24 protein-coding genes and 1 pseudogene are annotated in these 24024 nt (G+C 70.8%); 7 read left to right on the top strand and 18 right to left on the bottom strand.

What is annotated here, in order from left to right:
- Positions 1-42: 42 nt before the first annotated feature.
- On the bottom strand, positions 43-1008 hold the full coding sequence (locus KIS93_RS61100; RefSeq protein ID WP_080038403.1) for a GlxA family transcriptional regulator: 966 nt from the start codon (positions 1006-1008) through the stop codon (positions 43-45).
- Positions 1009-1112: 104 nt separating this feature from the next.
- Between KIS93_RS61100 and KIS93_RS61095 the strand changes: the two genes are divergently transcribed.
- The 4 genes from KIS93_RS61095 (at position 1113) to KIS93_RS61080 (ending at position 4763) form a co-directional block, all read left to right on the top strand.
- Positions 1113-2279, top strand: a complete 1167-nt coding sequence (locus tag KIS93_RS61095; RefSeq protein ID WP_080038404.1) for an MFS transporter — start codon at positions 1113-1115, stop codon at positions 2277-2279.
- A complete protein-coding gene (locus KIS93_RS61090; protein ID WP_080038405.1) occupies positions 2276-3034 on the top strand; it encodes a methyltransferase domain-containing protein in 759 nt (252 codons plus the stop codon). Before KIS93_RS61095 ends, KIS93_RS61090 begins: the two co-directional genes overlap by 4 nt.
- A gap of 312 nt (positions 3035-3346) precedes the next feature.
- Positions 3347-3919 (top strand): RNA polymerase sigma factor, encoded by a 573-nt coding sequence (locus tag KIS93_RS61085; RefSeq protein WP_080038406.1) that lies wholly within the window; start codon positions 3347-3349, stop codon positions 3917-3919.
- The gene (locus tag KIS93_RS61080; protein ID WP_080038407.1) at positions 3912-4763 is read left to right on the top strand and encodes a CU044_5270 family protein; all 852 of its coding nucleotides are present in this window, start codon (positions 3912-3914) and stop codon (positions 4761-4763) included. Before KIS93_RS61085 ends, KIS93_RS61080 begins: the two co-directional genes overlap by 8 nt.
- 152 nt (positions 4764-4915) lie before the next feature.
- On the opposite strand, the gene KIS93_RS64210 is transcribed toward KIS93_RS61080, so the two are convergent.
- Complete coding sequence (locus KIS93_RS64210; protein WP_222108166.1) at positions 4916-5065, bottom strand: hypothetical protein; 150 nt, start codon at positions 5063-5065, stop codon at positions 4916-4918.
- A 317-nt stretch (positions 5066-5382) separates the two neighbouring features.
- On the opposite strand from KIS93_RS64210, the pseudogene KIS93_RS69480 reads away from it, so the two are divergent.
- Positions 5383-5481: pseudogene (locus tag KIS93_RS69480) on the top strand (NmrA family NAD(P)-binding protein); the annotation flags it as partial.
- 52 nt (positions 5482-5533) lie between these two features.
- Positions 5534-5845 (top strand): hypothetical protein, encoded by a 312-nt coding sequence (locus KIS93_RS67090; protein ID WP_230466138.1) that lies wholly within the window; start codon positions 5534-5536, stop codon positions 5843-5845.
- 507 nt (positions 5846-6352) lie between these two features.
- On the opposite strand, the gene KIS93_RS61065 is transcribed toward KIS93_RS67090, so the two are convergent.
- The 4 genes from KIS93_RS61065 to pip all read right to left on the bottom strand — a co-directional run bounded on the left by KIS93_RS61065 (position 6353) and on the right by pip (position 9999).
- Positions 6353-7231, bottom strand: a complete 879-nt coding sequence (locus tag KIS93_RS61065) for an NAD(P)-dependent oxidoreductase (protein WP_080038408.1) — start codon at positions 7229-7231, stop codon at positions 6353-6355.
- 190 nt (positions 7232-7421) lie between these two features.
- Positions 7422-8306 carry a LysR family transcriptional regulator gene (locus KIS93_RS61060; RefSeq protein ID WP_080038410.1) on the bottom strand — a complete coding sequence of 295 codons (885 nt, stop codon included), beginning with the start codon at positions 8304-8306 and terminating at the stop codon, positions 7422-7424.
- 81 nt (positions 8307-8387) lie between these two features.
- The gene (locus tag KIS93_RS61055) at positions 8388-8792 is read right to left on the bottom strand and encodes a putative quinol monooxygenase (protein ID WP_222108165.1); all 405 of its coding nucleotides are present in this window, start codon (positions 8790-8792) and stop codon (positions 8388-8390) included.
- Positions 8793-9030: 238 nt separating this feature from the next.
- A complete protein-coding gene (gene pip, locus KIS93_RS61050) occupies positions 9031-9999 on the bottom strand; it encodes a prolyl aminopeptidase (protein ID WP_080038411.1) in 969 nt (322 codons plus the stop codon).
- Positions 10000-10165: 166 nt separating this feature from the next.
- Between pip and KIS93_RS61045 the strand changes: the two genes are divergently transcribed.
- Positions 10166-10654, top strand: a complete 489-nt coding sequence (locus tag KIS93_RS61045) for a MarR family winged helix-turn-helix transcriptional regulator (RefSeq protein ID WP_080038412.1) — start codon at positions 10166-10168, stop codon at positions 10652-10654.
- Between the two features lie 965 nt (positions 10655-11619).
- Here KIS93_RS61045 and KIS93_RS61040 read toward each other — a convergent pair.
- The 12 genes from KIS93_RS61040 to KIS93_RS60980 form a co-directional block, all read right to left on the bottom strand.
- Positions 11620-11946 (bottom strand): hypothetical protein, encoded by a 327-nt coding sequence (locus tag KIS93_RS61040; protein WP_186405152.1) that lies wholly within the window; start codon positions 11944-11946, stop codon positions 11620-11622.
- The gene (locus KIS93_RS61035) at positions 11943-12380 is read right to left on the bottom strand and encodes a sensor histidine kinase (protein WP_080038415.1); all 438 of its coding nucleotides are present in this window, start codon (positions 12378-12380) and stop codon (positions 11943-11945) included. The genes KIS93_RS61040 and KIS93_RS61035 overlap by 4 nt, the downstream gene beginning before the upstream one ends.
- A gap of 34 nt (positions 12381-12414) precedes the next feature.
- On the bottom strand, positions 12415-12807 hold the full coding sequence (locus tag KIS93_RS61030) for a nuclear transport factor 2-like protein (RefSeq protein WP_080038416.1): 393 nt from the start codon (positions 12805-12807) through the stop codon (positions 12415-12417).
- Between the two features lie 331 nt (positions 12808-13138).
- Complete coding sequence (locus KIS93_RS61025) at positions 13139-13390, bottom strand: DUF1330 domain-containing protein (RefSeq protein WP_268967009.1); 252 nt, start codon at positions 13388-13390, stop codon at positions 13139-13141.
- Between the two features lie 26 nt (positions 13391-13416).
- A complete protein-coding gene (locus KIS93_RS61020) occupies positions 13417-13785 on the bottom strand; it encodes a nuclear transport factor 2 family protein (RefSeq protein WP_080038418.1) in 369 nt (122 codons plus the stop codon).
- Positions 13786-14200: 415 nt separating this feature from the next.
- A complete protein-coding gene (locus KIS93_RS61015) occupies positions 14201-14971 on the bottom strand; it encodes an acyl-CoA thioester hydrolase/BAAT C-terminal domain-containing protein (protein WP_080038419.1) in 771 nt (256 codons plus the stop codon).
- A 725-nt stretch (positions 14972-15696) separates the two neighbouring features.
- Positions 15697-16542, bottom strand: coding sequence for an SDR family oxidoreductase (locus KIS93_RS61010; RefSeq protein WP_080038420.1), 846 nt, complete (start codon positions 16540-16542; stop codon positions 15697-15699).
- 362 nt (positions 16543-16904) lie between these two features.
- Positions 16905-17810, bottom strand: coding sequence for an NADP-dependent oxidoreductase (locus tag KIS93_RS61000; protein WP_080038421.1), 906 nt, complete (start codon positions 17808-17810; stop codon positions 16905-16907).
- Between the two features lie 255 nt (positions 17811-18065).
- Complete coding sequence (locus tag KIS93_RS60995; RefSeq protein ID WP_080038422.1) at positions 18066-18869, bottom strand: class I SAM-dependent methyltransferase; 804 nt, start codon at positions 18867-18869, stop codon at positions 18066-18068.
- A gap of 46 nt (positions 18870-18915) precedes the next feature.
- Complete coding sequence (locus KIS93_RS60990) at positions 18916-20769, bottom strand: ABC transporter ATP-binding protein (protein WP_080038423.1); 1854 nt, start codon at positions 20767-20769, stop codon at positions 18916-18918.
- A complete protein-coding gene (locus KIS93_RS60985) occupies positions 20766-22505 on the bottom strand; it encodes an ABC transporter ATP-binding protein (RefSeq protein WP_222108163.1) in 1740 nt (579 codons plus the stop codon). The genes KIS93_RS60990 and KIS93_RS60985 overlap by 4 nt, the downstream gene beginning before the upstream one ends.
- 153 nt (positions 22506-22658) lie before the next feature.
- Positions 22659-23984: an aspartyl protease family protein gene (locus tag KIS93_RS60980; protein WP_155127009.1), complete on the bottom strand. Its 1326-nt coding sequence runs from the start codon at positions 23982-23984 to the stop codon at positions 22659-22661.
- Between the last annotated feature and the right edge of the window lie 40 nt (positions 23985-24024).

Genomic DNA, 24024 nt, shown 5'->3' with positions numbered 1-24024 from the left:
CCAGGTATGGCGGTCACACGTCGAAATCGGACGTCACCCTTCTCAACCGGCGTCGTGGGTGGGGCCGAAGGCCTGGCGGTAGTCGCGGGGTGGCAGGCCGACGTGGCGGGTGAAGTGGTGGCGCATGGTGAGGGCGGTGCCGAAGCCGCAGCGGCGGGCGATGGCGGTGATGGGCAGGTTGCTGACCTCCAGGAGGTGCTGGGCGGCCAGCACGCGCTGGGTCAGGAGCCACTGCAGAGGGGTGCCGCCGGTGGCCTGAACGAAGCGGCGGGCGAAACTGCGCTCGGACATGCGCGCCAGGTCCGCCATCTGCGCGACGGTCCACGGGCGGGCCAGGTCGTTGAGAACGTGTTCGCGTACCTTCGACAGGTCGTCGATCTGGCCCTCGGCGGCCGGGATGGGGCGGGTGATGAACTGTGCCTGTCCGCCGGTCCGGAAGGGTGCGGTGACCATGGTGCGGGCGATCTCGGCCGCGGCGGCGGCGCCGTGATCGCGGCGGACCAGGTGCAGGCACAGGTCGATGCCGGCGGCCACGCCCGCCGAGGTCCATACGGAGCCGTCCCCGACGAACAGGACGTTGGGGTCCACGATCACGTCGGGGTGGCGGCGCGCGAGCTCCTCGGCGTCCAGCCAGTGCGCGGTGGCGCGGCGGCCGTCCAGCAGGCCGGCGGCGGCCAGCAGGAACGCGCCCGAGCACAGCGACGCCACGGTGGCGCCGCGCGCGTGGGCGGCGCGCAGCGCGGCCCGGACCTGCGGATGGACGGGCGCCGTGGGGTTTTGGACACCGGGAACGACGACCAGGTCGCACTCGTCCAGGCCGTCCAGACCGTGGTCGGGAACGCAGGTCACGCCCGAGGTCATGGGGATCATGGAGCGGTGCGGCCCGCAGGTGCGCAGCTCGAAGCGCGGGACGCCGCGGGCGGTCCGGTCGAGCCCCCAGACCTCGGTGGCCACGGCGTAGTCGAACACGCGGACCTGCTCAGTGACCAGTACCCCCACGCGCATCATGGCGGAAATCTATCCCACATTGGCGTTTCAGCCACTCACGCCTCCGCTGGCTCGCCGATCAGGCTGGACACCGGAATTTCCCGTTGAGTGAGGAGTACGGCGCCATGCCGTTGGCATTGTTGGCCCTGGCCGTCACGGCGTTCGGGGTGGGGACCTCGGAGTTCGCCATCATGGGGCTGTTGCCGCAGGTCGCCCAGGGGGTCGGGGTGTCGATCCCGGACGCCGGGGGCCTGATCACCGGGTACGCCGCCGGTGTGATCGTCGGGGCGCCGCTGCTCACCGCCGCTTCGGCCCGGCTCCCGCGCCGCACGACGCTGATGATCGTCGCGGCGCTGCTGGCGGCGGGCAGCGCCTTGTCGGCGCTCGCCTCCGGCTATGGCCTGCTGCTGGCGGCCAGGGTGGTCGCGGGCGTGCCGCAGGGGGCGCTGTTCGGGGTCGGGTCGGTGGTCGCGGCCCAGCTCGTCCCGCCGGAACGGCGGGCGAGCGCGATGTCGGTGATGTTCGGCGGGTTCACCCTGGCGAACGTGGCCGGCGTGCCGCTGGTGACCTGGCTGGGGCAGACCGCCGGCTGGCGGGCCACGTTCTGGGCCATCGCGGCACTGGGCGCGCTGTCGATGGCCGGCATCGCCGCGTTGGTCCCGCGCCGGCTGCGCCCCGAGGACGAGACGGGGCTGCGCGCGGAACTGGCCACGCTGCGGCGGCCACAGGTCTGGCTCGCGATGGCAGTGACGACGGCGGGCTTCGGCGGTGTCTTCGCCTCCTTCACCTATGTCACGCCGATGATGACCACGGTCGCGGGCTTCAGCGGGTCCAGCATGACGCTGCTGCTGGTCGTCTTCGGGCTGGGCATGGCCACCGGCAACCTGGTGTCGGGCCGCTTCGCCGGGCGGCGGCTCATGCCGAGCCTGTACGTGTTCCTGGCCGGGCTGAGCATCGTGCTGAGCCTGTTCGTGATGACCGCGCACAGCAAGGTCCTCGCCGTCTGCACCTTGTTCCTGCTGGGGGTGTTCGGGTTCGCGACCGTCCCGGCACTGCAACTGCGCATCCTGGACAAGGCCGCAGGCGCCCCCACCCTCGCCTCCGCGCTGAACCTGTCGGCCTTCAACATCGCCAATGCGCTCGGCGCCTTCCTCGGCGGCATGGCGATCAGAGCCGGATACGGCTACACCGGCCCCAACGCGGTCGGCGCCGTCCTGGCCGCCACGGGGCTGGCCCTGGCCGTCTGCTCAGGACTGCTCGACGCGCGCGCCAAGGCGGCGATCGCACGATGAGCGACACTCCCGGGACCGAACGCTACACACCCGGCCACGACACCTCCGCCATCGCCTTCATGGCGGCACGAACAGCCGCGACGCACGCACGCTTCTTCCTGCCGCACCTGTCTCCGGGAACGACTTTGCTGGACCTGGGATGCGGGCCGGGCACCATCACCGTCGACCTGGCCGCCGCCGTCGCACCGGGACACGTTCTCGGACTCGACCGGCAAGCCTCCCAGCTCCGCGGCGCACGCGCCCTCGCACGGCAGAGAGGCCTCACCAACGTGCGATTCCGGCAGGGATCCTGCTACGACATCCCGCTGGACGACGGATCGGTCGACCGCGTCTTCTCCCACGCCCTGATGGAACACCTCGCCCACCCGGCCCAGGCCCTGGCCGAGATCCGGCGGGTGCTGCGCCCCGGCGGCAAGGTCGGGCTCTGCAGCCCCGACTGGGGCGGCTTCCTGCTGAGCCCACCCTGTGACGACGCCGTCAGTGCCTACACGCGCCTGCAGCAAGCCAACGGCGGAGACCCCTTCGCCGGCCACAAACTCGGCGAGTACCTGCTCGAAGCGGGCTTCGAGCAGTGCCACCTCGACGCCCGCTACGAACGCCATGCCGACCCGGCCCGCATCGTGAGCTATCTCGCGGTGCACCTCGAGGCCGCGGGGCAGACCGCCCACGCTCGTCGGCTCCGCGACTGGGCCACCAGCCCAAGCGCGATGTTCGCCCAAGCATGGGTCACCGCCATCGCCGTACGTCCCCACTGAAACCCGAACGGGGGAGAGGACGCCTGACAGCCAGTCACCGCCCGGCAGCCACCGGCACCACGCTCGCCGACCCCACCGATTCTGACCAGCAGCATCTGCTGCACCGCCACGCCATCCGGCACCACCCTAAGGGGGCGGTCCCGCTCGCTCTGCCGGGTGAGTCACTGCCGGAGGCGCGCCCGGGTCGCGTCTCGAAGGGAGGGATGAGAGAAGAACGGGGGATGCGCGCGGGAAGACGATTCCGGCTTGCGGCGAAGGATGGATGATCGTGACCGCCGACCGGAAGGCCGACCTGATGCCGAAGACAAGAACGTGAGCGCCGAAGTGAGCGAACAGGTGACCGACGCCGAGCTCGCCGCCCGGTACCGGCGTGACCCCGACCTGTTCACGGCCGTCCACGACCGCTATTACCGCGACATCTACCTGTACGTCGCCGGCCGCCTGGACACGCAGATCGCCGAGGACCTCGCCGCCGAGACGTTCCTGCTGGCCTTCGACCGGCGCGACCGCTACGAGCCGGAACGCGGAGACCTGCGGCCCTGGCTGTTCGGCATCGCCACCAATCTGATCGCCAGGCACCGCCGCAAGGAGACCCGCCACTACAAGGCGCTGGCCAAGCTGGGGCCCGAGCCTGTCGTGGAAGGCCACGAGGACCGGGTCGTCACCTCCGTCGCCGCCGAGCGCATGCAGCCGCACCTGGCCAAGGCACTGGCCGCCCTGTCCGGCGGCGAGCGCGACGTGCTGCTGCTCGTGGCCCTGGGCCAGCTCAGCTACGACGAGGTGGCTCGGGCGCTCGGCATCGCCGTCGGCACGGTGGGCTCCCGGCTCAGCCGCGCCCGCGGCAAGATCCTCGCCGTCATCGACAAGGAGAACGCCCATGGATGACCTGAACGCGGTCGCGAGCCTGCTGGCCAAGCCCGAACCCGCCGCCGAGGCGATCACCCGCAGCAGGGAACGTCTCCAGGACAGGATCACACGGGGCCGCGCCCGCCGCCGCCGCGGCCGGCTCCTGCCGGTGCTGGGCATGGCGGTCGCCGCCGCGGTGACCGCCGCCGTGATCGTCACCGGCGTGGCCCCGCCCGCCGCCACGCCCGTCTCGGGCAGGGACGTCCTGCTCATGGCCGCGGCCAGCGCCGAGCACATCCCCCAGGGCACGGGAACCTATTGGCACATCACGCGTACGTGGCAGGGCCCGGACGCGCCCGAAATGCAGGAGAGCTGGACCACCCGCGACGGCCACCGCTGGTCCAGGAACGAGCCGTACGCCACTCCCGGCGCCGTCGTCGAGGACCCGGCCCCGTTCAGGCTCATGGGCGCCAAGATCGGTTTCGAGGAGCTCGAAGGGCTGCCATCGGATCCTGAGGAGCTGAAGGAACGCATCGCCGGGCTACCCCGCCATGACAGCGCCATGATCTCTGCCGACCGGCAAGGCGAGCTCGTCTCCCCGCTGATCACCCTGATCACGGAGCTGCCTACCCCCGCGCAGGTCCGTTCGGCCGCGTTCGAGGCCCTCGCCGCGACGCCGGGGGTCGAGAACGCGGGGCCGGTCGAGGGCGGCCAGGAACTGCTGATCCCGCTCTCCGGGAGCCTGCGGATCAGGATGGTCGTCGATCCCGAGGCCGCCCGGGTGACGCGCGCCAACATCCTGCTGACCGCCGAAGGCGGCTCGGCGATGAGCAACTCGTACATCTCGGTGACGACCGAGTGGACGGACGAGCTGCCGCGGTGAAACCCGTCGCAGCCCAGGCGGGCGCGGCCGATGTGCGGACCGCAGGAACTCGAGTCCGGCGCCCTCGGCGCTACGGCCGCCGAGGCGGTGCCCGTGGCCCGCGAGGCCGAGGCCCACCGCTGACGGCCGCCGCCTTGGTGAGGTGTCCCATGTCAGGCGACCGTCACTCCGCCTTCCGTGAAGTCGGTGGAGCGGCTGAGTTCCTCCCAGGCGTCGAAGTCGTCCTGGACGCATCGGCGCCCGGCGGCGACCAGGCGGAGCGCGTCCGAGCCGAGCAGGAGATGCACGGGCGGCTTGTCCACGTCCAGGAGGGCGAGGATGGCGTCGCCCGCGCGATCAGGTCACCGATGCCCTGGCCCGCGAGGGCCTGGCGGCGGGTCCGGATGCGGTCGAACAGCGCGTCGTAGTCGGCGATGCCGCGCCGTGCGCGCACCAGTGACCTGCCTGCCCAGCCGGTCTTGAACGCGCCGGGGGCCACGGCGGTGACCCGCACGCCGAACTGGCCGACCTCCTGGGCGAGCGTCTGTCGGGTGTTGTCCTCGCCTGCTGTCGCACGTGGTGTCTCGGCTGTTCCTGGACACTCACCCCTGCATGCGGCGCCCGACCATGGAGACATGTCATGACCCGAGTCGTCGTCGTAGGCGCTACCGGCAACCAGGGAGGTGCGGTCACCGACCTGCTGCTGGAGCGCGGTCACGAGGTGGTGGCGTACGTCCGCTCGTCGGAGTCGCCCGCCGAGCGGGCACTGCGGGCCAAGGGGGCGCGCCTCGGTGCGGGGCGCCGACCGGCTGGAGGCCACCAGGATCGAGCACGCCGACAGCAAGCAGCTCATCGAGGCCTACCTACGGGAGCGGCCGGTCCGCGCGACGGTGCTCGGCCGGGAGATCCCCTACCAGCAGATGCCGCTCGACATGGTGCGGCAGTGGGCCGGCGAGGAGGTGGCCACGATGTTCGAGAACTTCGAGAACAACACCGACTTCCTCGACCTCGAGGCCCTGCATGCCAAGTACCCCGCCGTCGGCTGGCACAGCTACGCCGAGTGGGCCAAGACGGTGGACTGGGACAAGATCCTCGCGGGCTGATCAGCCCTCGCGCCGGGACCGAGCATGGCACGACCCCGGCAGGCAGGTCCCCGGGAGGTCTCGGCGACGGCGGGGGCGCCGGATTTGACGTAGCGCATGGCGGTGCAGGTGGCTCGACTGGCCGAAGCTCCACGCTTGGGACTCCTGCCCCGGCTCACCGGTGCCGCCGTCCAGGCGCTGGCATCCGACACCCGCCGGACCGGCCCGATCTGGGTGACCGGCTCCACGCCGATCAAGTGCGGCTGCTCCTGTCCGTCGTCCAGCGTCCAGAGCTGGCGGGCCGGGCCGGCTACTGCCGCTCCCACTCCCGCTGGTTCTGGGGGCCTGCGCTGCACCTGATCCGCAACGCCGCACGCCCTGTCGATCGTTCTGCCGCCTGGTAGAAGTCCATGACCGACGTGGTTCCGTCCGGCAGTCGAAGCGCAGGACGATGAGCTCCTTCATGTGGCCGATCACGAGCATCGTGGGCGTTGCCGTCCTGCCCTGTTCGAGCCGTGACCCCGCCCCTCAGCGGGGGTTGAGCAGCTCGGTGATCCGCAGCAGCCCATCGGCGCCATGACCGGCGCCGATGACGCGGCGCGCCAGCCCTTCGGCCGCCCGCATCACGCTCGCGTCGATGCCATGCGCCTCCGAATGGTGCACGATGTGCGCCATGGTCGAGGCCGCCGAGGTGATCGGGTTGATCTCATCGGTGTAGTCGCCCTTGTCCACCAGCGCCGCGCTTTTCTCGAACAACGGCGGCATGATGGTCGCGATCCCGCCCGCGAACGGGGCCAGTTCCTGCGCGGTGATGCCTTCGGCCCGCGCCACGGCCAGCGCGTGCGCGTACCCCGTCATGGCGGTCCAGAAGATGTCGAGCAGCGCGATATCGTACGCGGCCGCCCGGCCGATCTCCTCACCCAGGTATGTCTGGCGGCCGCCCAGCGCCTCCAGCGTCTCCCGATGCGCCTGGTGGAGCCCTTCGGGGCCGCTGTGCAGCAGCACCGCGTCGGCGGTGCCGATGGTCGGGGCCGGCGTCATGATGGCGCCGTCCAGGTAGCCGATGCCGTGCCCGGCCGCCCACGCCGCGCTCTCACGCGCCCGATCAGGGGTGTCGGCGCTCAGATTGACCACCGTGCGCCCCTCGAGCGCCGCGGCGACGGGGCCGCGCCGCAGCACGGCGTCGGAGGCGTCGTAGTTGACCACGCAGACGACCGTCAGCGGGCTCGCCGCCACCGCCTCCTCAGGGCTGCCGGCGCGCATGGCGCCCCGCGCCACCAGGTCCTCGTCCTTGCCAGGGGTACGGTTCCACACCGTGGTCGGATGACCGGCCCCGAGGAAGGCGGAGGCCAGGGCCCGGCCCATCGGGCCCAGGCCGATCACGGTCACCGCGTTGCGCTCGGACATGAATGCTCCTTTCGTCATGGCATTCACGATCGCGCAGCCCGCTGCGGAACCACCGCGGGTCCACTACGGGCATGCTGCGGGCTCGCTACGCGCAGGGCCCGCGTCGGCAAGCGCCCACGAGGCTTCCACTCGTGCGCCACGGCGACCTGGGGATTCACCACAAAGATCGTCAGAACGATTCGGCCGCGGCTCATCGAATGCCGCAGGTCGTCTCCTTGGCGGTGTGCGCGAGCGCGCGGATGAGGTCGGTCTCGGCGGCGGTGCGCCAGATCAGGGCCCAGCGGGCGAGCGGGGCGTCGTGGATGGGGACGTAGGCGATGTCGGATCGCGCCATGTAGCGGGCGGCGTGCAGGTGCACGGGTGAGACGGCTTCGCCGCTGGCGATGACCGGGATCATCCCCATGAAGTGGGAGACGTGCGGGCCTACCGGGATCGGCCGTCCGCTGGGGGTGTGGGTGGGAACGAGTGCCTGGCGCCAGTAGCCGGGGCGGGCGCCGCCCAGGACCGTGTGGTCGGCGAGGTCTTCGTAGGAGACCGTGTCCTTGCCGGCCAGGGGGTGGGTGGGTGAGAGTGCGAGCACGACGGGTTCGGTGTAGACGATCGGGCCGATGGTGAGGTCGGGTTCGTCGACGGGGAGCCAGATGAGCGCGACGTCGATGTCCCCGCTGCGTAGCGTGCCGAACGGGTCGCCGAAGTCGATGCTGCGGATCTGCAGGTCGCATCCGGGATGGCGGGCTTTGAAGGCGTCGAAGAGGGGCTGGAGGTCCTGTGGGTTGTGCCCGACCATGCCCAGCCGCAGGAGGCCGGTGGTGCCCCGGGCGGCCCGGACGGCTCGTTCGATACCTTCGCGCAGCCCCTGGTACATGGGTTGGAGATCTTCGAACAGCTGCCGGCCGATCGGGGTCAGGGCCACGTTGCGGTTGTCGCGGTAGAACAGGGCGGCGCCGATGCGGCGTTCCTGTTTCTTGATCGCCTGGCTGACGCGGGCCTGGGTCACGTGGAGCCGCCGGGCTGTACGGCCGAAGTGCAGCTCCTCGGCCAGCGTCAGGAAGATCTCGATGTCGCGAAGCTCCACCCGCGGGCTCCCTTCGGCTGATTAACAGGAGGGTGTGGCAGTTTGCCTGATTGGAGATCGTTTCTAGGGTTTCGGGCGGCGTCAGGTCAGGTGGCGACCACCCGAGTAGGGGCTCCTCATCGTGCCGAAGTAGGCCTCGGGCGTGCCTTCGAGGTGCTCGGGCAGCGCGCTCATGAAGGTGCGCAGCAATGGGGTGGCGTTGTGCCGGTCGAGGTCCTCCTGGGAACGCCACACCTCGTAGAGGAAGAATCGGCCGTCCTCCTGCTCGTGAAGGTGGTATTGGAGGCTGCCTTCGTGTCCTCGCGACGGCTCGACGAGGTCCATCAGGAGCTTGCGGAGCTCATCGGCGTGTCCGGGCTTGGGGGTCAGAAATCCGTAGAGCGAAACGGGCGCTGGTGCAGTTGACCGCATCCGGGCCCTGCTCGCCGCCGGCTTCCCCATCAAGATCATCCGCTGGCCCATGCCCTGCTTCGCCGGCGACGGCACCTCAGCTCCATGCCTGCGTCCTCGACCGTCTCAAGACCCAGCACGCCGAGCCGGACGCCTGCATGGCCGACCTCGCCCCAAGCTGGACGCCCGCATAGTCGACCTCACCCAAGCGCGCACGGCGATCGGCGACATCCTCGACGCCTCAACGTGCGACTCGCCGACGCCTGAGCCGATCGCCACCTGACAGGAAGCCGCCCCGGGGCCCGGCGACGCCGAGGGGTCAGGAGCCGTGGGGTCACCCGGGCTGGGCCGGGGAGAAGCGTTCGATGGCCTCACGCAGCACTTTCCTGAACGTCTCGCTGCCCGTGTGGCCGGAATCCGACACGATGTGCAGCTCGGCGTCCGGCCAGGCCCTGGTCAGCTCCCACGCCGTCTGCAGCGGGCCGCCCATGTCCATGCGGCCGTGGATCAGCGCGCCGGGGATGCCGGCCAGGCGGTGCGCGTTCCGCAGCAGGACGCCCTCCTCCAGCCAGGCGCCGTTGGCGAAGTAGTGGGCGCAGATGCGGGTCAGGGCCATGACGGCGTCGGCCGGGCGGTCGCTGTAGGCGTTCGGCTTGCCGTTGACCTCCTGGGAGATCACCGCGTCCTCCCAGGTGACCCAGTCCTGCGCGGCCTTCTCCCGTACCTTCTGGTCGGGGTCGGCCAGCAGCCGCGAGTACGCCGCCAGCACCCCGAACACGTCCCCGTCGCGATCCGCCTCGGGCACCCCTTGCAGGAACCGCTCCTGCGCCTCCGGGAAGAACCTGCCGACACCCCGGTAGAGCCATTCGATCTCCGAACGGCGGGTCATCGTCACGGCCGGGATGACGATCTCCGACACCCGCTCCGGGTGCGTCTCGGCGTAGGCCAGGATCAGCGTCGAGCCCCACGAACCCCCGTACATCAGCCACTTGTCGATGCCCAGGTGCTCGCGCAGCAGCTCCATGTCGGCGATCAGGTGGTGGGTGGTGTTGTTGCTCAGGTCGGTGGCGGGATCGCCGGCGTGCGGGCGGCTGCGACCGCAGTTGCGCTGGTCGAACAGGACGATGCGGAACCGTTCCGGATCGAACCTGCGGCGGGAGCCGGTCGAGCAGCCCGACCCAGGCCCGCCGTGCACGACCACGGCGGGCTTGCCGTCCGGGTTGCCGCAGACCTCCCAGTACACGAGGTTGCCGTCACCGACGTCGAGCATGCCGTGCTCGTACGGTTCGATCGGGGCGTACAACGGGGGCTCCTCTCAGGAGGTAACAGCTTCAAGGCGCGGCGCTTCTCCGTGGCGCCGTCTTCGTGCTTCTGGGGATCGCGTCCCCTTGGTGAGGATGGGGGCGAGCCGCTTCGGTGCACAGACCGATGCTGATCTCCAAGAATCGTAGCACTGTTATATTAGCGCTGTGACATCTCTGGATCCCACCTCACTGCCCGATCCCTGGCACGCCCTGCACGAGCTCCTGGCGGCCATGGACGCCGAGATCGAGCAGGTCTACGTCGAGCGCGACCTCAAGGGAGTGCGGCCTCGGTTCGCCTATCCGCTGATCCGGCTCGCCCACACCGGACCGCTCACCATCCGCGAGCTCGCGAAGTCCCTGAACCGCTCGCACTCTGCGATCAGCCAGACCATCGCCGCCATGCGCAAGGAGGATCTGGTCACCTCGGAGCCGGGACCTGATGCCCGCACCCGGCGGATCAGCCTGACCGAGCGCGGCCGGTCGCTGGTGCCATTCCTGGAGGCAGAGTGGCGCGCCACCCACGACACGGTCGCCGAGCTGGACAGCGAGCTGCCGTACGCGATGACCGCCGTGGTCGAGGACGTGCGGCGAGCGCTGGAACGCCGGCCGATGCGGCAGCGGATCCTCCACCACCTTGCCGAGCCACCACGATGAGGCGCGTTCGAGTCCACTATCACGGGCCACTTGCTGGCTGCCGCGGGGCTGTGTGCCCAGGCTCTGGCGGACAACCGGAACGTGTTGGTGCTGCTCGCCCTGGGAAGCAGCTGCAGCGCTCTCGGAGTTCCTGCCCGGCGCGCCTTCCTGGTGTGGCTGTGATCAGGTCGCGGCCGGTCTCGCGCTGACCAATGTGTCGTTCCAGGCAGCGATGCTGGCCGCCCCGCACTGGCTGGGCTGATCATCGTCCGCTGGGATCTCCCTGCCGCCTACGAGGCCCAGACCGTGGCTCTGGCCCTGTCGATGCTCGCGGCGATCCGTCTACCCGTCATGCGGCCAGAAGACACCGGCGCGGCGGGCGGCAGGCGCCGGCCGGAGCGTGGGGGCCGGCGGATCGTTCTGCACCGTCCGACGCGGAAGACCCGCAGACCCCTGGGCCTCTTCCTGGTCTTCGGCGGACTGTCTGCCGTCCTGGCGATCGCCGTCGCGTCCGCGGCCAACGTCCCCCTCCGGACCTACCGCCTGCCGCTGGCAGGCCAGGCTGAGCCTGCTCAGGCCTTGGCGCGTCCTCGCGCGGCCGTCAATCGGCGCCACGCCTGTGCTCTGTGGGCGCGGGCACGGGCTCCAGGCGGGCCAGGACCGCCATGACGCGGCGGTGGTGGTCGCGGCAGAGCTGAAGTGAGGCGCCCGGCGCGGGCAAGTTCATGGACGGGCTGGTACGCGCGGCCGACTCCGAACGGTCGGCTGACATCCCGCAGCGCCGTGCTGGAGGAGGCGTTCACGGAGCTGGCAGCAGCCGCCCCTCCTCATACAGCTTCATCATCAGGATCAGCCGGCCTGCCCATCGGCCGTTCTCCACGCCGGCGGTGATGCTGCCCGCCGGCGAGGTCCCAGGCCCGCTCGCCGTTGCAGAAGGTGAGTTTCTGGCCGGAGCCGATGTGGAGGGGCCGGCTGACGCGGCCGCATCACGATCGCTCCTCGTGGTCACGTCGTTGGTCGAGGCCCACCAGCCCTTCGTGCTCCAGCCTGGTCACGATCTGGGTCATGGCGGCGAGCGTGGTGAGCCGTTGGGGGCCGCGGCCGGCCAGCGTGTGCAGGGCCGACAGGGGCGTGAAGCTCAGCCGCTGCACCCATGGCAGCCGGATGAACTTCCGGATGAACTGCTCCAGCACGGCTGTCAGCTCGGCGGCGCTCACGCCGGTGGTCTGGTCGCGTGGCGCGCTCATCACGTCGAGTGCCGCGTCGGCGTGGATCCTCTCATCCGGGCCGTCCCATAGTGGGTCGTGCATCATCGGTGACGCCTTGGCGGTCTCCCGGTGCCGCTGGGCTTCAGCGCGGCGCTGACGGTGATCCCGCCGCCGAGGACGGTGTTCACCGACAGCCGGCCGCCCAGTGCCGCGAACCGCGCCCGGTAGGCGTGCAGGCGCTCGGCGAGCCGGCCCGGTGGCAGCCCGATGCCGTCGCCGCTGACGGTCAGGCGCAGGCCGCGGGCGCCTGTGGTGAGCGCGAAGCCCACGTGCCGCACCGTGCCGTCGGCCTCGAAGCCGTTCAGGAGGTCGAGGACCGTGGCCTGGACGAGCTCCGCGACCGGGGCGGCCAGGGACTCGCGGGGGAGTGCCCACACCTCCACGGCGATCCCGGTCACGCGGGACCAGTGCTCGAGGTGCGCGCGCAGATCTCGCGCGGGCGCGATCCGCTCGTCGGGGCGGAGTCCGTCCAGTGCCATGGTCTTCCTTAGCTGTCGGTACGGTGATGCCGGCTCAGGAGGCGGGGCGCAGCAGGCCGTACATGACGGTGTCGCCGCCGGCGGCGATGCGCTGCGGGGTGAAAGCCAGCTGCGGCACCAGCTTCAGGGTGGCCGTGATGGACTGCTTGATGTTCTCCTTGCCGTTGATGAGGGGGCTGGCGGCCTCCCAGAGCGTCGCGTCCTCGGCGAACATCACGGTGTAGGCCTCGACCCGCTCGGCGCCGTCGCCGGTGGGCAGGGAGCCGAACCGGGTCTGCCGGTCGATGAAGGTCTGCGCCTGGGGGGAGATCGTGCCCTCGATCACCGGGCCGTCCGCCTGCTGGGCCCAGGAGGGCCCGGCGAACGTGGTGAAACTCAGCGCGGTCAGCAGGGCCGCGGCCAGAAACCGCTTCTTGGTCATGGTCATTCTTCTCCTCGGGCGCCTTCAGCACAGGCGCCGGTCAGGATGATGGGTGGGAAGAGTCGTGCACGCGGCCGGTACGGCCGCCGTGATGATCAAGGCCACGTCGAAGCCCGCCGGCCTCCCGGCGAAGCGGGCGAGATCATGGTGAGAGCCCACTGGCTGGGCGGACGCGAAGATGAGGCCGACGGCTGTTCCGGCTCGTCGGCCTGACTCGTCGGCCGGCGCGTCGTCGGAAACGTTGACGGGGGCGGGCCTCGGCGGGCGGATGGCGGGTCGCCCGCTCAGCGCGGTGCGGTCCTGCCCTGCGGAGTGTCGAAGTGTGCCGGTGCCCGCGTCAGGCGGAGCGCAGCGCGGCGGCCATCTCGGCCGAGTCGTGGTCGGGGTCGACACCGTCCACGATGATCAGATCACCTTCGAGGTGGGCGGTACGGAGCGGCTTGATCTCCTGGTAGGCGGCCGAGTCGTAGAAGTCGCGAGCGTGTGCCATCGACGGGAACTCCACCAGCACGACGTCGCCGGGCCACTGCCCCTCCCGGACCTCCACCGCGCCTCCGTGCACCAGGAACCGTCCAGAGAAGGGGGCCAGCGCGCGCGCCGGGCGCCCGCGCGGGCTCAGGCGCCGGCCGGCACCCGGTCGAGGAAACCGAGCACCTGGCTGATGCGGCCGTCGTCGCCGATCACGACGACGTCGAAGCCGACGACGAGCGGATCGGCGCTCGCGGCACCGAGATGCCAGGTGAAGCGGGCGATGTCGTGGTGCGCGTCGACGGGCCCGCCCAGGCTGAACCGCAAACCCTCGAACTGTCCCTGCACCGCCGCGATGGTGGCGTCCAGGCCGTCGCGGCCCCGAACCGCCACCACCGGGTCGGTGTACGTGGCGTCCTCAGCGAACACCTCCGCCACCAGAGCCTGCCGCGCATCCGGGCGGGTCTCGTTCCATGCCGCCAGATAGCGTTCCACCGGTTCGTTCGTGTCGCTCATGACCTGTCCCCTAAATGATCGTTTCTGCGGCCCACGCCCTGTCACAGACGGATGGAACCGCGCTTATCCGGGCGTTCCGGATGTCCATAAGCCTGGCGTTCGGGACCCCAAGGAACAATCTCAAGTCCGGTAACGCGCCATAACCTGCCACTAATCACTGAAAGGGCGCGCAGGTGAAGCTTCGCGACACCGAGAGCTTCCTGACCCGGGCAGAAAAACCGCACTTCGGCACACAGCCCAGCGGCTGCACGCGCTCCGCGTCCGCGTCAGCCAGGGGCGCATCGCACTCTCATGCCAGTGCCGAGTCGGCGTTCAAGGGCGGCGATGCGGTGACGCGCAACGAGAAACTGCACGTCCTTCCGCGCCTTCGGCATGCCGGTCGCCCCCGTCGGCCACGAGCCGGAATCTGGAGCCGTCACGGGTTCAGCATGGTAAGGATGTGCGGCCACGCCATCGTCCCCAAGGCCGCATCAGCCACCGGGTCCCCTCCGTACAGGTACGAGGGGGACGGCGGTGCAGGAAGCTCACCCGGGAAGCGAGGCCGATGCCCCGCCGCAGGATGACTGACGATGCGAACCTCCCGGCGTCGCGCCAGCGCCTCGGCGAACGCCAGTGACGGCCACATCTGGTCGCTGCCTCCCGCGACCAGCAAGACCTCGGCACGGGCCCGCTCCAGCGGAATCGCTGCCGCCGCGGGCGCGGCGGCAAGACCGCGCTCGTAGAAGGCACGAAACGAAGTGGGCGGCCCGTGAGTCGGCCATTCGTCTGGATAAGGCGCGAAGGGAAGCGGCCGGCCCTGCCAGGTCCAGGACGACCGGTGAGGCTCAGCGGCTCCGTCCAGCCCGGGGCCGATATTGGCCCAGACGACGGAGGACGGGGACAGCGCTATGACCGCGTCCACGCGCGGTTCAACGCACGCGAGAGTCAACGCGGCCTCAGCACCCTTGGACGTCCCCAGCACCGCCAGTCGCGACACGCCGACCTCAGCCAGGAGATCAAGCCCCGCCACGAAGGTCTCGAGCGGCACCTCACAAATGCCGGGTGCCTGGCCCGCCCCACCGAACCAGCGGATGGACAGCGCGGTGACGCCATGCTGCGCCAGCACATCGCAACGCGGCACATCGATCCGGCCACTGGACCCGGCCAGCACCAGAACCCCGGCCTCAGCCCCCTGCGCCACCGCCATGTATCTCTCCACCACACGGATTATGCCGCCAGCCTTGATACGCCCTCGCGAGGCTTCGGGCGAAGCGCATGCCAACGGCTACTCCTCAGCGCGGACGGCTGTTTGCGCCATCTTTCGGTTGCTCTTGATCTAATCCCACATCTTCTTCGACAGAAGCGACACCCGGATGACCGATGACCCTCGCGGCCCGTGTCCCGATTCCAGGGGGTTCCGGCGGACACTGCTGGGGGCGGCCGTACTGGGCACTGCCTCCCGAGCGATGGCGAGCGACTCCCTCGAGGACGCCAGCGGGGTGCGGCGGGTGGCCGCGCGTACGCCCTGCCACCGGGCGATCTACGACATGGGCCCGCCACCACGGAACCACGCCGGCCGTGGACGGCGCCGGCCCGGACTCCCAGGAGCCGGGCAACGGCTCACGGGTGCCGCACCAGGTCGTCAAGGCCGATCGCATTCCGGCCGCGGATCCTGCCCAGGCTGGGCAGCCGCCAAGGCTCGTCGGCCCACCGCTCGAACGCGGTTTGGGAATTGGCGCGCGATCTCCTCCAGCGCAGGCTCGCTGTTGTGACCCGCCGCCGGCAGGAACAGGAAGTCGTCCTTACAGGAATGGACATCGCTTCGGGCATGCCGCGCTGGGATCGATCCGCCATAACGCGCGCGCCCGCTCGGAGGGCGCCGGCCCACGGTCGGGTCGCCCCACCTCGGCACCGCCCGTCCGCCGAGTCCCGTCAAGCGGTCTCGAAGTCCGCTCGGTGGTCGGCGGCCCACTGCGCCAGAGTACGGCCCGGCCGCCCGGTCACTGCCGTGACGGGACGCGGGACGTCGGGGACGGTGAGCGTGTCGTGCCAGTAGCCGAGCAGCATCCGCACCACGGGCTCGGGGACGAACTGCGCGGTCTCGGCGCGGAACTCCTCGGGCGTGATCTCCACCAGGGGGATCTCCCGTCCCAGAGCCTCGCCGATGATGGCCACCTGCTCGGAGCGGGTCAGGGCTCTCGGGCCGGTGAGCGGGATCGCCTCACCCAGGTGGTCGTCGGCGAGCAGGGTCTCGGCGGCGGCCTCGGCGACGTCGTACTCGTGGATCGGGGCCTGGGCCGATGCGAGGTACGGCGCCCGGATCGGTGCGCCGGAGCGGATCTGCCAGGCCCAGGAGAGCAGGTTGTTGGCGAACGTGCCGGGCCGCAGGATCGTCCAGACATCGGTGCGGCCGGTGACCGCGGCCTCGACCGCGCTGTGGTGGAGCTGACTCGCCGAGCCGTGGTCGCGCGGGAACTCCTTCGCCGCGGCGAGGGAGGACAGCACGGTGAAGCGGTGGACGCCGTGGGCGGTGGCCGCGGTGACGAACGCGTCGAGGCCCTGGGCGGGGAAGACGAAGGTGCGATCGACGTCGTCGAACACCTGCGGCCCGATGGTGGTCGGATCGGCCAGGTCGCCGGCGACGACCTCGACCGCGGCCGGCAGGTTCGCGTCGCCGGGCTTGCGAGTCAGCGCACGTACGTCGGCGCCGCGGGCGAGCAAGGTCGTGACGAGGTGACGACCGACAGCTCCGGTCGCGCCGGTGACGAGGATGGTCAAGATGGTTCACCTTTAGAGAAGTGGTGCCGGTCCGTCCGGCTTGAACGCCAACCTAGAGATGATTCAGGGCAGTATCTGTCCGGATTAGCCTCGCGGGGCATATCGGAACAGACCGCGACCGAGCGGGCGCCGCGCCTGCTGGAGCTGCCGCAGGCCCGCCGGTCCTGGCGTGGCGGCGAGCTCGCCGACCGCCTCGGCGCCGAGGGCCCCACGCTCCGGCGGGACGTGGAACGGCTGCGAGGTCTCGGCTATCACATCGAGGCACGTTCGTCACCAGCCGGCTCGGTGCCCCGCCTCGGAAGCATGCGGCGACGATCGGCCGACAGGCCGCCTTGAGGCTGCCCGGTTCCCGGACGGTCCGTTCAGAAGATCAGCGCGATCTTCCCATTCAGGTTCCCCCGCTGGAACCGCTCGTGCGCGGCCTTCACGTCCCGCACGGCGTACTGCGCGCCGACCCGGATCTTCAGCCGCCCGCCGTCCACGGCCGCGGCGAGTTCGGCGAGTCCGCGACCGTCTTCGCGTACCTGGTTGACCGTGGTGCGCACCGCGCGATGCGACAGGTCGGGTACGGGGCCGGCCTGCGTGGCGATCGAGGCGTACCTGCCGCCATCGGCCACGGCGTCGGTGACGAACGCGCCGAAGGTGTCGAACACGGCGTCGTAGCCGCCCACCGGCAGGGTGGTGCGGTCGGTGGTGGCGTGGCCCGCCCCCAGTTCTCGTACGACCTCGATCTGCGCCTGCCTGGACACCAGCGCGTCCACCTGCACGCCGCGAGCACGCGCGAGCTGCACGGCGAGCCCGCCGACGGCTCCTGCAGCGCCTGCCACCAGCAGCTTGTCGCCCGGGCCTGCTTGCAGCCAGTCCAGGGTCTGCAACGCGGTCAGCCCCGGCAGGGGCAGGGTGGCCGCTTCGACCAGGCTGGCCGACGAGGGAGCCACGGCGATGGAAGCAGCCGGCATGGCGACGAGGTCCGCCCATGAGCCGCGCCCGCTCGCAAGCTGATGCGACATGCCGAACACCCGCTCGCCGACGGGCAGCCCGCTCGGGCCAGGGTCGACAACGATTCCCGCCAGCTCCCAGCCCAGCGTCATCGGCAACGGTGGCGTGCCCTCACCGATGGCACCTTCCCGCGTCTTGTCGTCAACCGGGTTGATCGCCGAGGCGATGACCCGCACCAGCACCTCGGCATCGTCCGGGCGGGGTTCCGGCACGTCGGCCGGCGCCAGCACCTCAGGACCTCCGTGGCGGTCGATCCGCACAGCCCGCATCTGCAACTCCCCAGCGCTCGGTGAGCATCCAACACTAACGACGGCCCCATCGGTGACCGGCGGAGCGGTCCCAGCGTGGCCGGGCAGCGACTGCTCATCGGGCGCGCCGGTCACGGCCAGGGCGGCTCCGACCAGCGCCGCCACCAGGACCCTGGGCAGCCGGATCCGGCCGACCACCAGGCGTGCCGAGTGCTCGCCCCGCCCCCCGTGGGCAGGCCGAGGTGCGCCGCTACGTCACTCGGGTGGTGCCGTCGATCACGGGCGCGTCCCGGCTCCGATGAGGGACGTGGCGTCCAGCTCGGTCATTCCCCGTTCGCGCAGGAGGCGTCCGAAGGCGGCGCGTACCTGATCGACGGTGGCATCCTCCAGGCCGGAGAGCATGCCGCGGAAGCCGCTGCCGAGCACCACCTGCCAGGCGCGTGCGGCGTCCAGGGGGAGGCGCAGGGGGAAGCGCGTCACGGCGACCTGCGTCAGCCCGCGCGCGGTGAGCCAGGAGCGCAGGCCCTCCTCCGTGTCGATCGTGGACGCCGCCTGCCTGCTGGCCGGGGGAGCCACCGGGGCTTGCCGGACGTGCGCGACGGCTTCGGCGAACAGCCGGCCGAAGCTCTCCATGGCGCCCTGGGCCCAGGCGGTGACGACCAGGCGTCCGCCGGGCCGCAGCAGCTCGGCCAAGCGGGAGACGGAGGTGTCCATGTCCGGCAGGAAGAAGACGCCGTGGACGCACTGCACCACGTCGTAGGGCCCGTCCTGCCAGGTGACCGCGTCGGCTCGGACGAAGCGCACGTTCCGCAGCCCTTCGGCGGCGGCGCGGCGCCGGCCATGGGTGAGGAGCCCCGCCGCGAGGTCGATGGCGTCCACATGGCCGTGCGGTCCGGCCGCCCGCGCGGCGGGGACGGCGGAGGCGCCCGCCCCGCAGCACACGTCCAGCACCCGTTCGCCTGCTCCGATCGCGGCGGTCGCGACGGTGGCCTCGCCGATCGGGTTCCACAGCAGCGGTGAGACCTCGGCGTAGTCGGTGGCGGCCCTGTCGAAGACGGCGCCGATGCCGGCGGATGTCATGGGGAATCTCCGTAGGAATGAGTTGAAATGTGGGGCAGCAGGATGCTCAAAGGGGTCTTTCGCGACGCGCAGGCTGGAGGCCATCACCGGCAGGAACCCCGGCATCATGGCCGCCGGGACCGCGATCGCGGGCGGCCCGCAGAGCGGGGGTGAGCTGCCAGCCGCGGGCGCGCAGGCGCTCATGCCAGAAGCGGGCGTACGTGCCGCCGGCCGCGAGCAGGCTGTCGTGGTCGCCGCGTTCGGCGATCCGGCCGTGGTCGAGCACGAGGATGTGGTCGGCGGCCACGACGGTGGACAGGCGGTGGGCGACGACGATGACGGTACGGTCGCGGGCCAGTTCGGCGATGGCGTCGGCGACGGCGGCCTCGTTGGCCGGGTCGAGGGCGGCGGTGGCCTCGTCCAGCAGCACGATGGGGGCGTCCTTGAGCAGGGCGCGCGCGATCGAGACGCGCTGCTTCTCGCCGCCGGACAGGGTGGAGCCGGCCTCGCCCACGCGGGTGTCCCAGCCGTCGGGCAGGCGTTCGACGACCTCGTCGAGGCGGGCGATGCGGGCCACCCGGTCCAGGTCGGCGTCGGTGGCGTCCGGGGCGGCCATGCGCAGGTTGTCGGCGATGGTGCCCTCGAACAGGTAGACGTCCTGGAAGACCTGCGCGGTCAGCCGGGAGACGCCGGCGCTGCCCAGCTCGCGCACGTCCCGGCCGCCGATGCGGATCGACCCCTCGGTGACGTCGAAGAAGCGGCCGAGCAGTTTGAGCAGGGTGCTCTTGCCCGCCCCCGACGGGCCCACGACGGCGGTGAAGCTTCCGGCGGGAATGTCCACGTCGATGCCGTCGAGGACGGTGGAGCCCCCGCTGCCGGCGTCGTCGTAGCGGAAGCGCACGCCGCTCAGCTCGATGGCGGTGCCGTCGGGTTCGGCGGGCTCCGCCGGTTCGGGCAGCGGCGGCACGGCCAGCAGGGCGCGTACGCGGCCGATGGCGTCGGCGTTGATCTGCACGGTGCCGGCCAGCTCGCCGAGCTGGGAGAGGGGGTCGAGCATGCGCAGCGTGACGACGAGCACCCCGATCATCACCGGGAGAGAGACGGAGCCGTTCAAGGTCAAGTCGACGGTGAGGGCGATGACGGCCGTGACCACCAGTTGCAGGGTGCCGAAGAAGGCGATCATCCCCCAGGCTCCCCGGATGGTGAGCCGTGACTGGGAGCCCTGCTGGCGGATCAGGGACTCCTCCAGGGTGCCGAGTTCGGGCCGGTCGAGCACGCCGTAGGCGCGCAGGGTGGGCTGCTGGCGGGCGTACTCGACGATGCGGGAGGCGCTGACGCCGATGTCGTGGTCGTAATCGTCGTCGTTGCGCCGCACGATGGCCATGAGCAGGCGCAGGGCCGGCGCGCACAGCAGCGCTCCGGCGGTGAAGGCCGCGCCGATCCGCCAGTCGAGCAGGAAGCTGCCGACGATCATGGTGGCGGGGGCGGTGAGGCCGACGACGACGTGGCGCAGCAGGTGGGCGGGGATGTTGGCGACGTCCATGGTGCCCTTGCCGAGCATGCGCCCGATCGGGCCGGTGCGGTCGCCGCGGAACCAGCCGATCGGCAGCGTGGCCAGGTGGTTGCCGAGGCGTTCGTGCAAGCTCGTCAGCACGTCGGTGCCGACGACGTACCCGAGGGAGGTGCTCCACGCGAGCAGCGCGTGGTGGGCGGCGACCGCGGCGGCGATCGCGCCCGCCCAGAGCCAGAACCGGCTCCAGTCGGGTGGCGTGGTGGTGAGGGTGGTCACGAGCGGGGCCACGAGCAGGAAGCCCAGCCCTTGCAGGATGCCCTGCCCGGCCTGGGCGGCGAGCATGACGCGCAGGTGACGGCGCCCGCGCTCGTCGAGCAGCTCGTCCAGGTAGCGGATCATGGTGATCATCGGCCGGCCTCCAGACGCTCGGCGGCGCCCTCGCGGGCGCGCTGGTCGTGCTCCCACAGCCGGGCGTACAGGCCCTGGCGGGCGAGGAGTTCGTCGTGCCGTCCCCGTTCGGCGACGCGGCCCTCGTCGAGGACCACGATCTGGTCGGCGCCGCGGATCGTGCTCAGCCGGTGCGCGATGACCAGCACGGTGCGCCCGCGCGCGACCTCGCTGAGCGCGTCCTGGATGCGGGCCTCGTTCTCGGGGTCCGCGCCGGCGGTCGCCTCGTCCAGGACGAGGATCGGCCGGTCGGCGAGGATGGCGCGGGCGATGCAGACCCGCTGCCGCTCGCCGCCGGACAGCTCGGCGTCCTCGCCCGCCACCGAGTCCAGCCCGCGCGGCAGCGTGTCCAGGCGGTCGAGGATCTGCGCTTTGGCCGCCGCCGCGCGCACGGCTTCGTCATCGGCGTCCGGGCGGGCCAGGCGGATGTTGTCGCGGACGCTCATGCGCAGCAGCGCGGAGTCCTGGAAGACGAACGCGACATGCCGGTACAGCTCGGCGGGGTCGAGGTCGCGCAGGTCGACGCCGTGCAGCTCGACCGAGCCCTGCTGCGGGTCGTCGAAACGGGGCAGCAGCCTGGCCAGGGTGGACTTGCCGGACCCGGACGGGCCGACCAGCGCGGTCACCGTGCCCCGTTCGAGCTCCAGGTCCACGCCGTCGAGCGCGACCGTGTCACCGTAGGCGAAACGCACCCCGCGCATCCGTACCACCGGGCCGGAAGCGGCGGGGTCGGGCACGATCGGGCTCGCCGGGACGGGCAGCTCCGGCGTGGAGAGCACCTCGCCGATGCCGCGCGCCACGCTGAGCGCCGTGACCAGCGGGTGGATCGACATCATGAACGTCATCAGGCCCGCGGTGGTGACCGTCCCGAACACCAGGAACGCGATGAGACTCGTCAGCGGCAACCAGCCGGCGGCGGTGAACAAGCCGCCCGCGGCCACCGTGACGACGAGCACGCTCGGCGGAGACAGCAGGATCTCCGCGATGACGGAGGCCACGGTCGTCGCCTTCGCCCAGTCCAGGAAGAAGCGGGCGAAATTTCGGGATATTTCCTGGAATCTGCGGCTGGCCACCCCCGGCGTGCCGAACGCCTTGACCACCCCGATGCCGTTCACGAACTCGACCGCCGCCCCGCTCAGCCGCGTCAGCCACGCCACGAACTCCGGGTACTTCGTCCCCGCGCCCGCCATCGCCCGCTGGTACACGATCAGCCCGCTGACCAGCGGGACCAGGCTGATCAGCGCCATCCGCCAGTCCACGAGGAACAGGTAGCCGACCGCCACCACCACCGGGACCGCGGCGGCCGTCACCTCCACCACGGAGTGGGCGATGAGGTGGTGCAGCGCGGCGACGTCGTCCTCGACCGTCTTCTTCACGATCCCCGAGTTGCGGTCGGTGAACCAGCCGAGGGGGAGCCTGCGCAGCTTGCGCAGCAGCTCCCGCCGGATCCGGAACGACACGCGGATGTCGGCCAGATGGGTCAGCACTCCCGCGCCGAACGTGCCGAGTTGCTTGACGGCGAGCGCGATGAGCGCGACCACGATGACCGGCCACACGTCCGTGTTCCCCTGCAGCAGGCGCCGGCTGATCTCGACGACCGCGATCAGCGGCGCCATTCCCGCGAGTGCGCTGATCCCGGTCAGGACACCGCAACCGATGAGGGTGGCGCGTGCGGGAGCCAGCACCGATGTGGACATGCGTCACCTCTGACGGTAAACGTACGGCAAGTTGAGCAAATGATAATCATTGTCGCTCGATTTCGAAACCCGTCACGCTTGTCGGATGCGCTTTACAGGGGTGGCCCTTTCCATCAGCTCCAGGTGTGTCTCGGACGCCCGTGCCGACTGGGGTCAGGTGGCCTTGCCGCGGGCGATGTAGAGCTTCATGGTGGTGAAGTCGACGGTGATGGTGTAGGGCTTCCAGAAGCAGTGGCCGAAGTAGCCGGTCGCGTCGATCCCGTTCCCGTACGGCCAGGGCACGTTGATCTGCCGGTTCTTGTCCGCTGTGCAGTAGATGTCGTTGGCGACGGCGTCGCCGATGCGGATCTCCTTGGGGTAGCAGGGGTAGACGACGGCTTCGTGGCTGTGGCCGAACGTCTCGATCGGGCGGTCGGTGTCGGTGCGGATGCCCAACCGTTCGGCCACCTCCAGCGACGTGCCCACGGCGCCCTCGCCGCCGCCTCCGCCGAAGTTCACGCCCATCATCCTTGGGCCTGAGCCGGCGGTGCCGGCGATGCTGCCGATGCTGCCGAGGTCGTGGTCACGGGACAGCCAGATCGGCAGGGGCTTCGTGCCCGCCCGCGCGGCGTCGGCGTGCACCTTCCTGACCGCCGCGGGGGTCGGGCGGCGCAGGATCAGCTGCCGGCCCGCGTAGTCGAAGGTGGTCAGCAAGTGGTAGAAGACCCACGTGCCGATCAGGCCGTCGCTGTCAGTGCCGACATCCGCGCCCGACTCCGTCGACGACCAGCCCACGGGGACGTTGCGCAGTTCGAGACCGCCGAGCTTGAAGGAGTCCAGGATCCCGTAGTACACCCAGATGTCGACGCCTTCGAAGTCGGTCTTTTGCTTGTACACCGGGGTCAGCCCGGCTTCCTTGGCCACTGACGCGCGCACCTGCAGATTCGAGGCGCCGGTGTAGAACACGAAGCGCTTCGGCGCTCCGCCGTTGATCGAGGCCTCCACCAGCGGCTCCGGGTCCATCTGCGCGAATGTCACCCGGCCTATGTCCCCGTGGATCTGGTACGGCTCGCCGCGGAATGCCGAGAACCATGTGGCGTAGCCTTCTTCGCCGCCCGCTCGCCAGCGTGGCACGGACAGGGCGAACTTGTCCTGCCGGATGTAGCAGTCGCCTAACAGCTGGTTGGTCTCCTGGTCGTCGGGCGCCAGTTCGAGGGCCATGGTGAGGTACTTCTCGGCGTCGGGGAACTTGTTGGCCAACAGCCCGATAGAGCCGCGCTGGCGGGCGGCGCGCATGTTCGCGGGGTCCTTCTTGAGGATCTCCTCATATGCGCGGGCCGCCTGCTCGAACTTGCCCGCCCTGAACAACGCGTCCGCGTCGGTGCCGTCGGCTTGCGCTGCGGCCGCCCTGCCCGGCCATGGTGCGGTCGCGGCGGCACCGGCCACCATGGCCGCGCTGCGCAACAGCGAACGCCGGTTCCATCTTCGGTCATCAGTCACGGCTTCTCCTTTTCATGATCATCTGTCGAGGCCGGGCGTG

It is taken from the genome of [Actinomadura] parvosata subsp. kistnae, from assembly GCF_900323885.1.
GTDB classification, from domain to species: Bacteria; Actinomycetota; Actinomycetes; order Streptosporangiales; family Streptosporangiaceae; genus Nonomuraea; species Nonomuraea composti.
This window is presented reverse-complemented; position numbering and strand designations above follow the sequence as displayed.

Coding starts and splice junctions, on each gene's coding strand:
- KIS93_RS61100 (WP_080038403.1), bottom strand. CDS start 1,008: ATGATGCGCGTGGGGGTACTGGTCACTGAGCAGGTCCGCGTGTTCGAC.
- KIS93_RS61095 (WP_080038404.1), top strand. CDS start 1,113: ATGCCGTTGGCATTGTTGGCCCTGGCCGTCACGGCGTTCGGGGTGGGG.
- KIS93_RS61090 (WP_080038405.1), top strand. CDS start 2,276: ATGAGCGACACTCCCGGGACCGAACGCTACACACCCGGCCACGACACC.
- KIS93_RS61080 (WP_080038407.1), top strand. CDS start 3,912: ATGGATGACCTGAACGCGGTCGCGAGCCTGCTGGCCAAGCCCGAACCC.
- KIS93_RS61065 (WP_080038408.1), bottom strand. CDS start 7,231: ATGTCCGAGCGCAACGCGGTGACCGTGATCGGCCTGGGCCCGATGGGC.
- KIS93_RS61040 (WP_186405152.1), bottom strand. CDS start 11,946: ATGATGCACGACCCACTATGGGACGGCCCGGATGAGAGGATCCACGCC.
- KIS93_RS61035 (WP_080038415.1), bottom strand. CDS start 12,380: ATGGCACTGGACGGACTCCGCCCCGACGAGCGGATCGCGCCCGCGCGA.
- KIS93_RS61030 (WP_080038416.1), bottom strand. CDS start 12,807: ATGACCATGACCAAGAAGCGGTTTCTGGCCGCGGCCCTGCTGACCGCG.
- KIS93_RS61020 (WP_080038418.1), bottom strand. CDS start 13,785: ATGAGCGACACGAACGAACCGGTGGAACGCTATCTGGCGGCATGGAAC.
- KIS93_RS61015 (WP_080038419.1), bottom strand. CDS start 14,971: ATGGCGGTGGCGCAGGGGGCTGAGGCCGGGGTTCTGGTGCTGGCCGGG.
- KIS93_RS61000 (WP_080038421.1), bottom strand. CDS start 17,810: ATGCGGGCTGTGCGGATCGACCGCCACGGAGGTCCTGAGGTGCTGGCG.
- KIS93_RS60995 (WP_080038422.1), bottom strand. CDS start 18,869: ATGACATCCGCCGGCATCGGCGCCGTCTTCGACAGGGCCGCCACCGAC.
- KIS93_RS60990 (WP_080038423.1), bottom strand. CDS start 20,769: ATGATCACCATGATCCGCTACCTGGACGAGCTGCTCGACGAGCGCGGG.
- KIS93_RS60985 (WP_222108163.1), bottom strand. CDS start 22,505: ATGTCCACATCGGTGCTGGCTCCCGCACGCGCCACCCTCATCGGTTGC.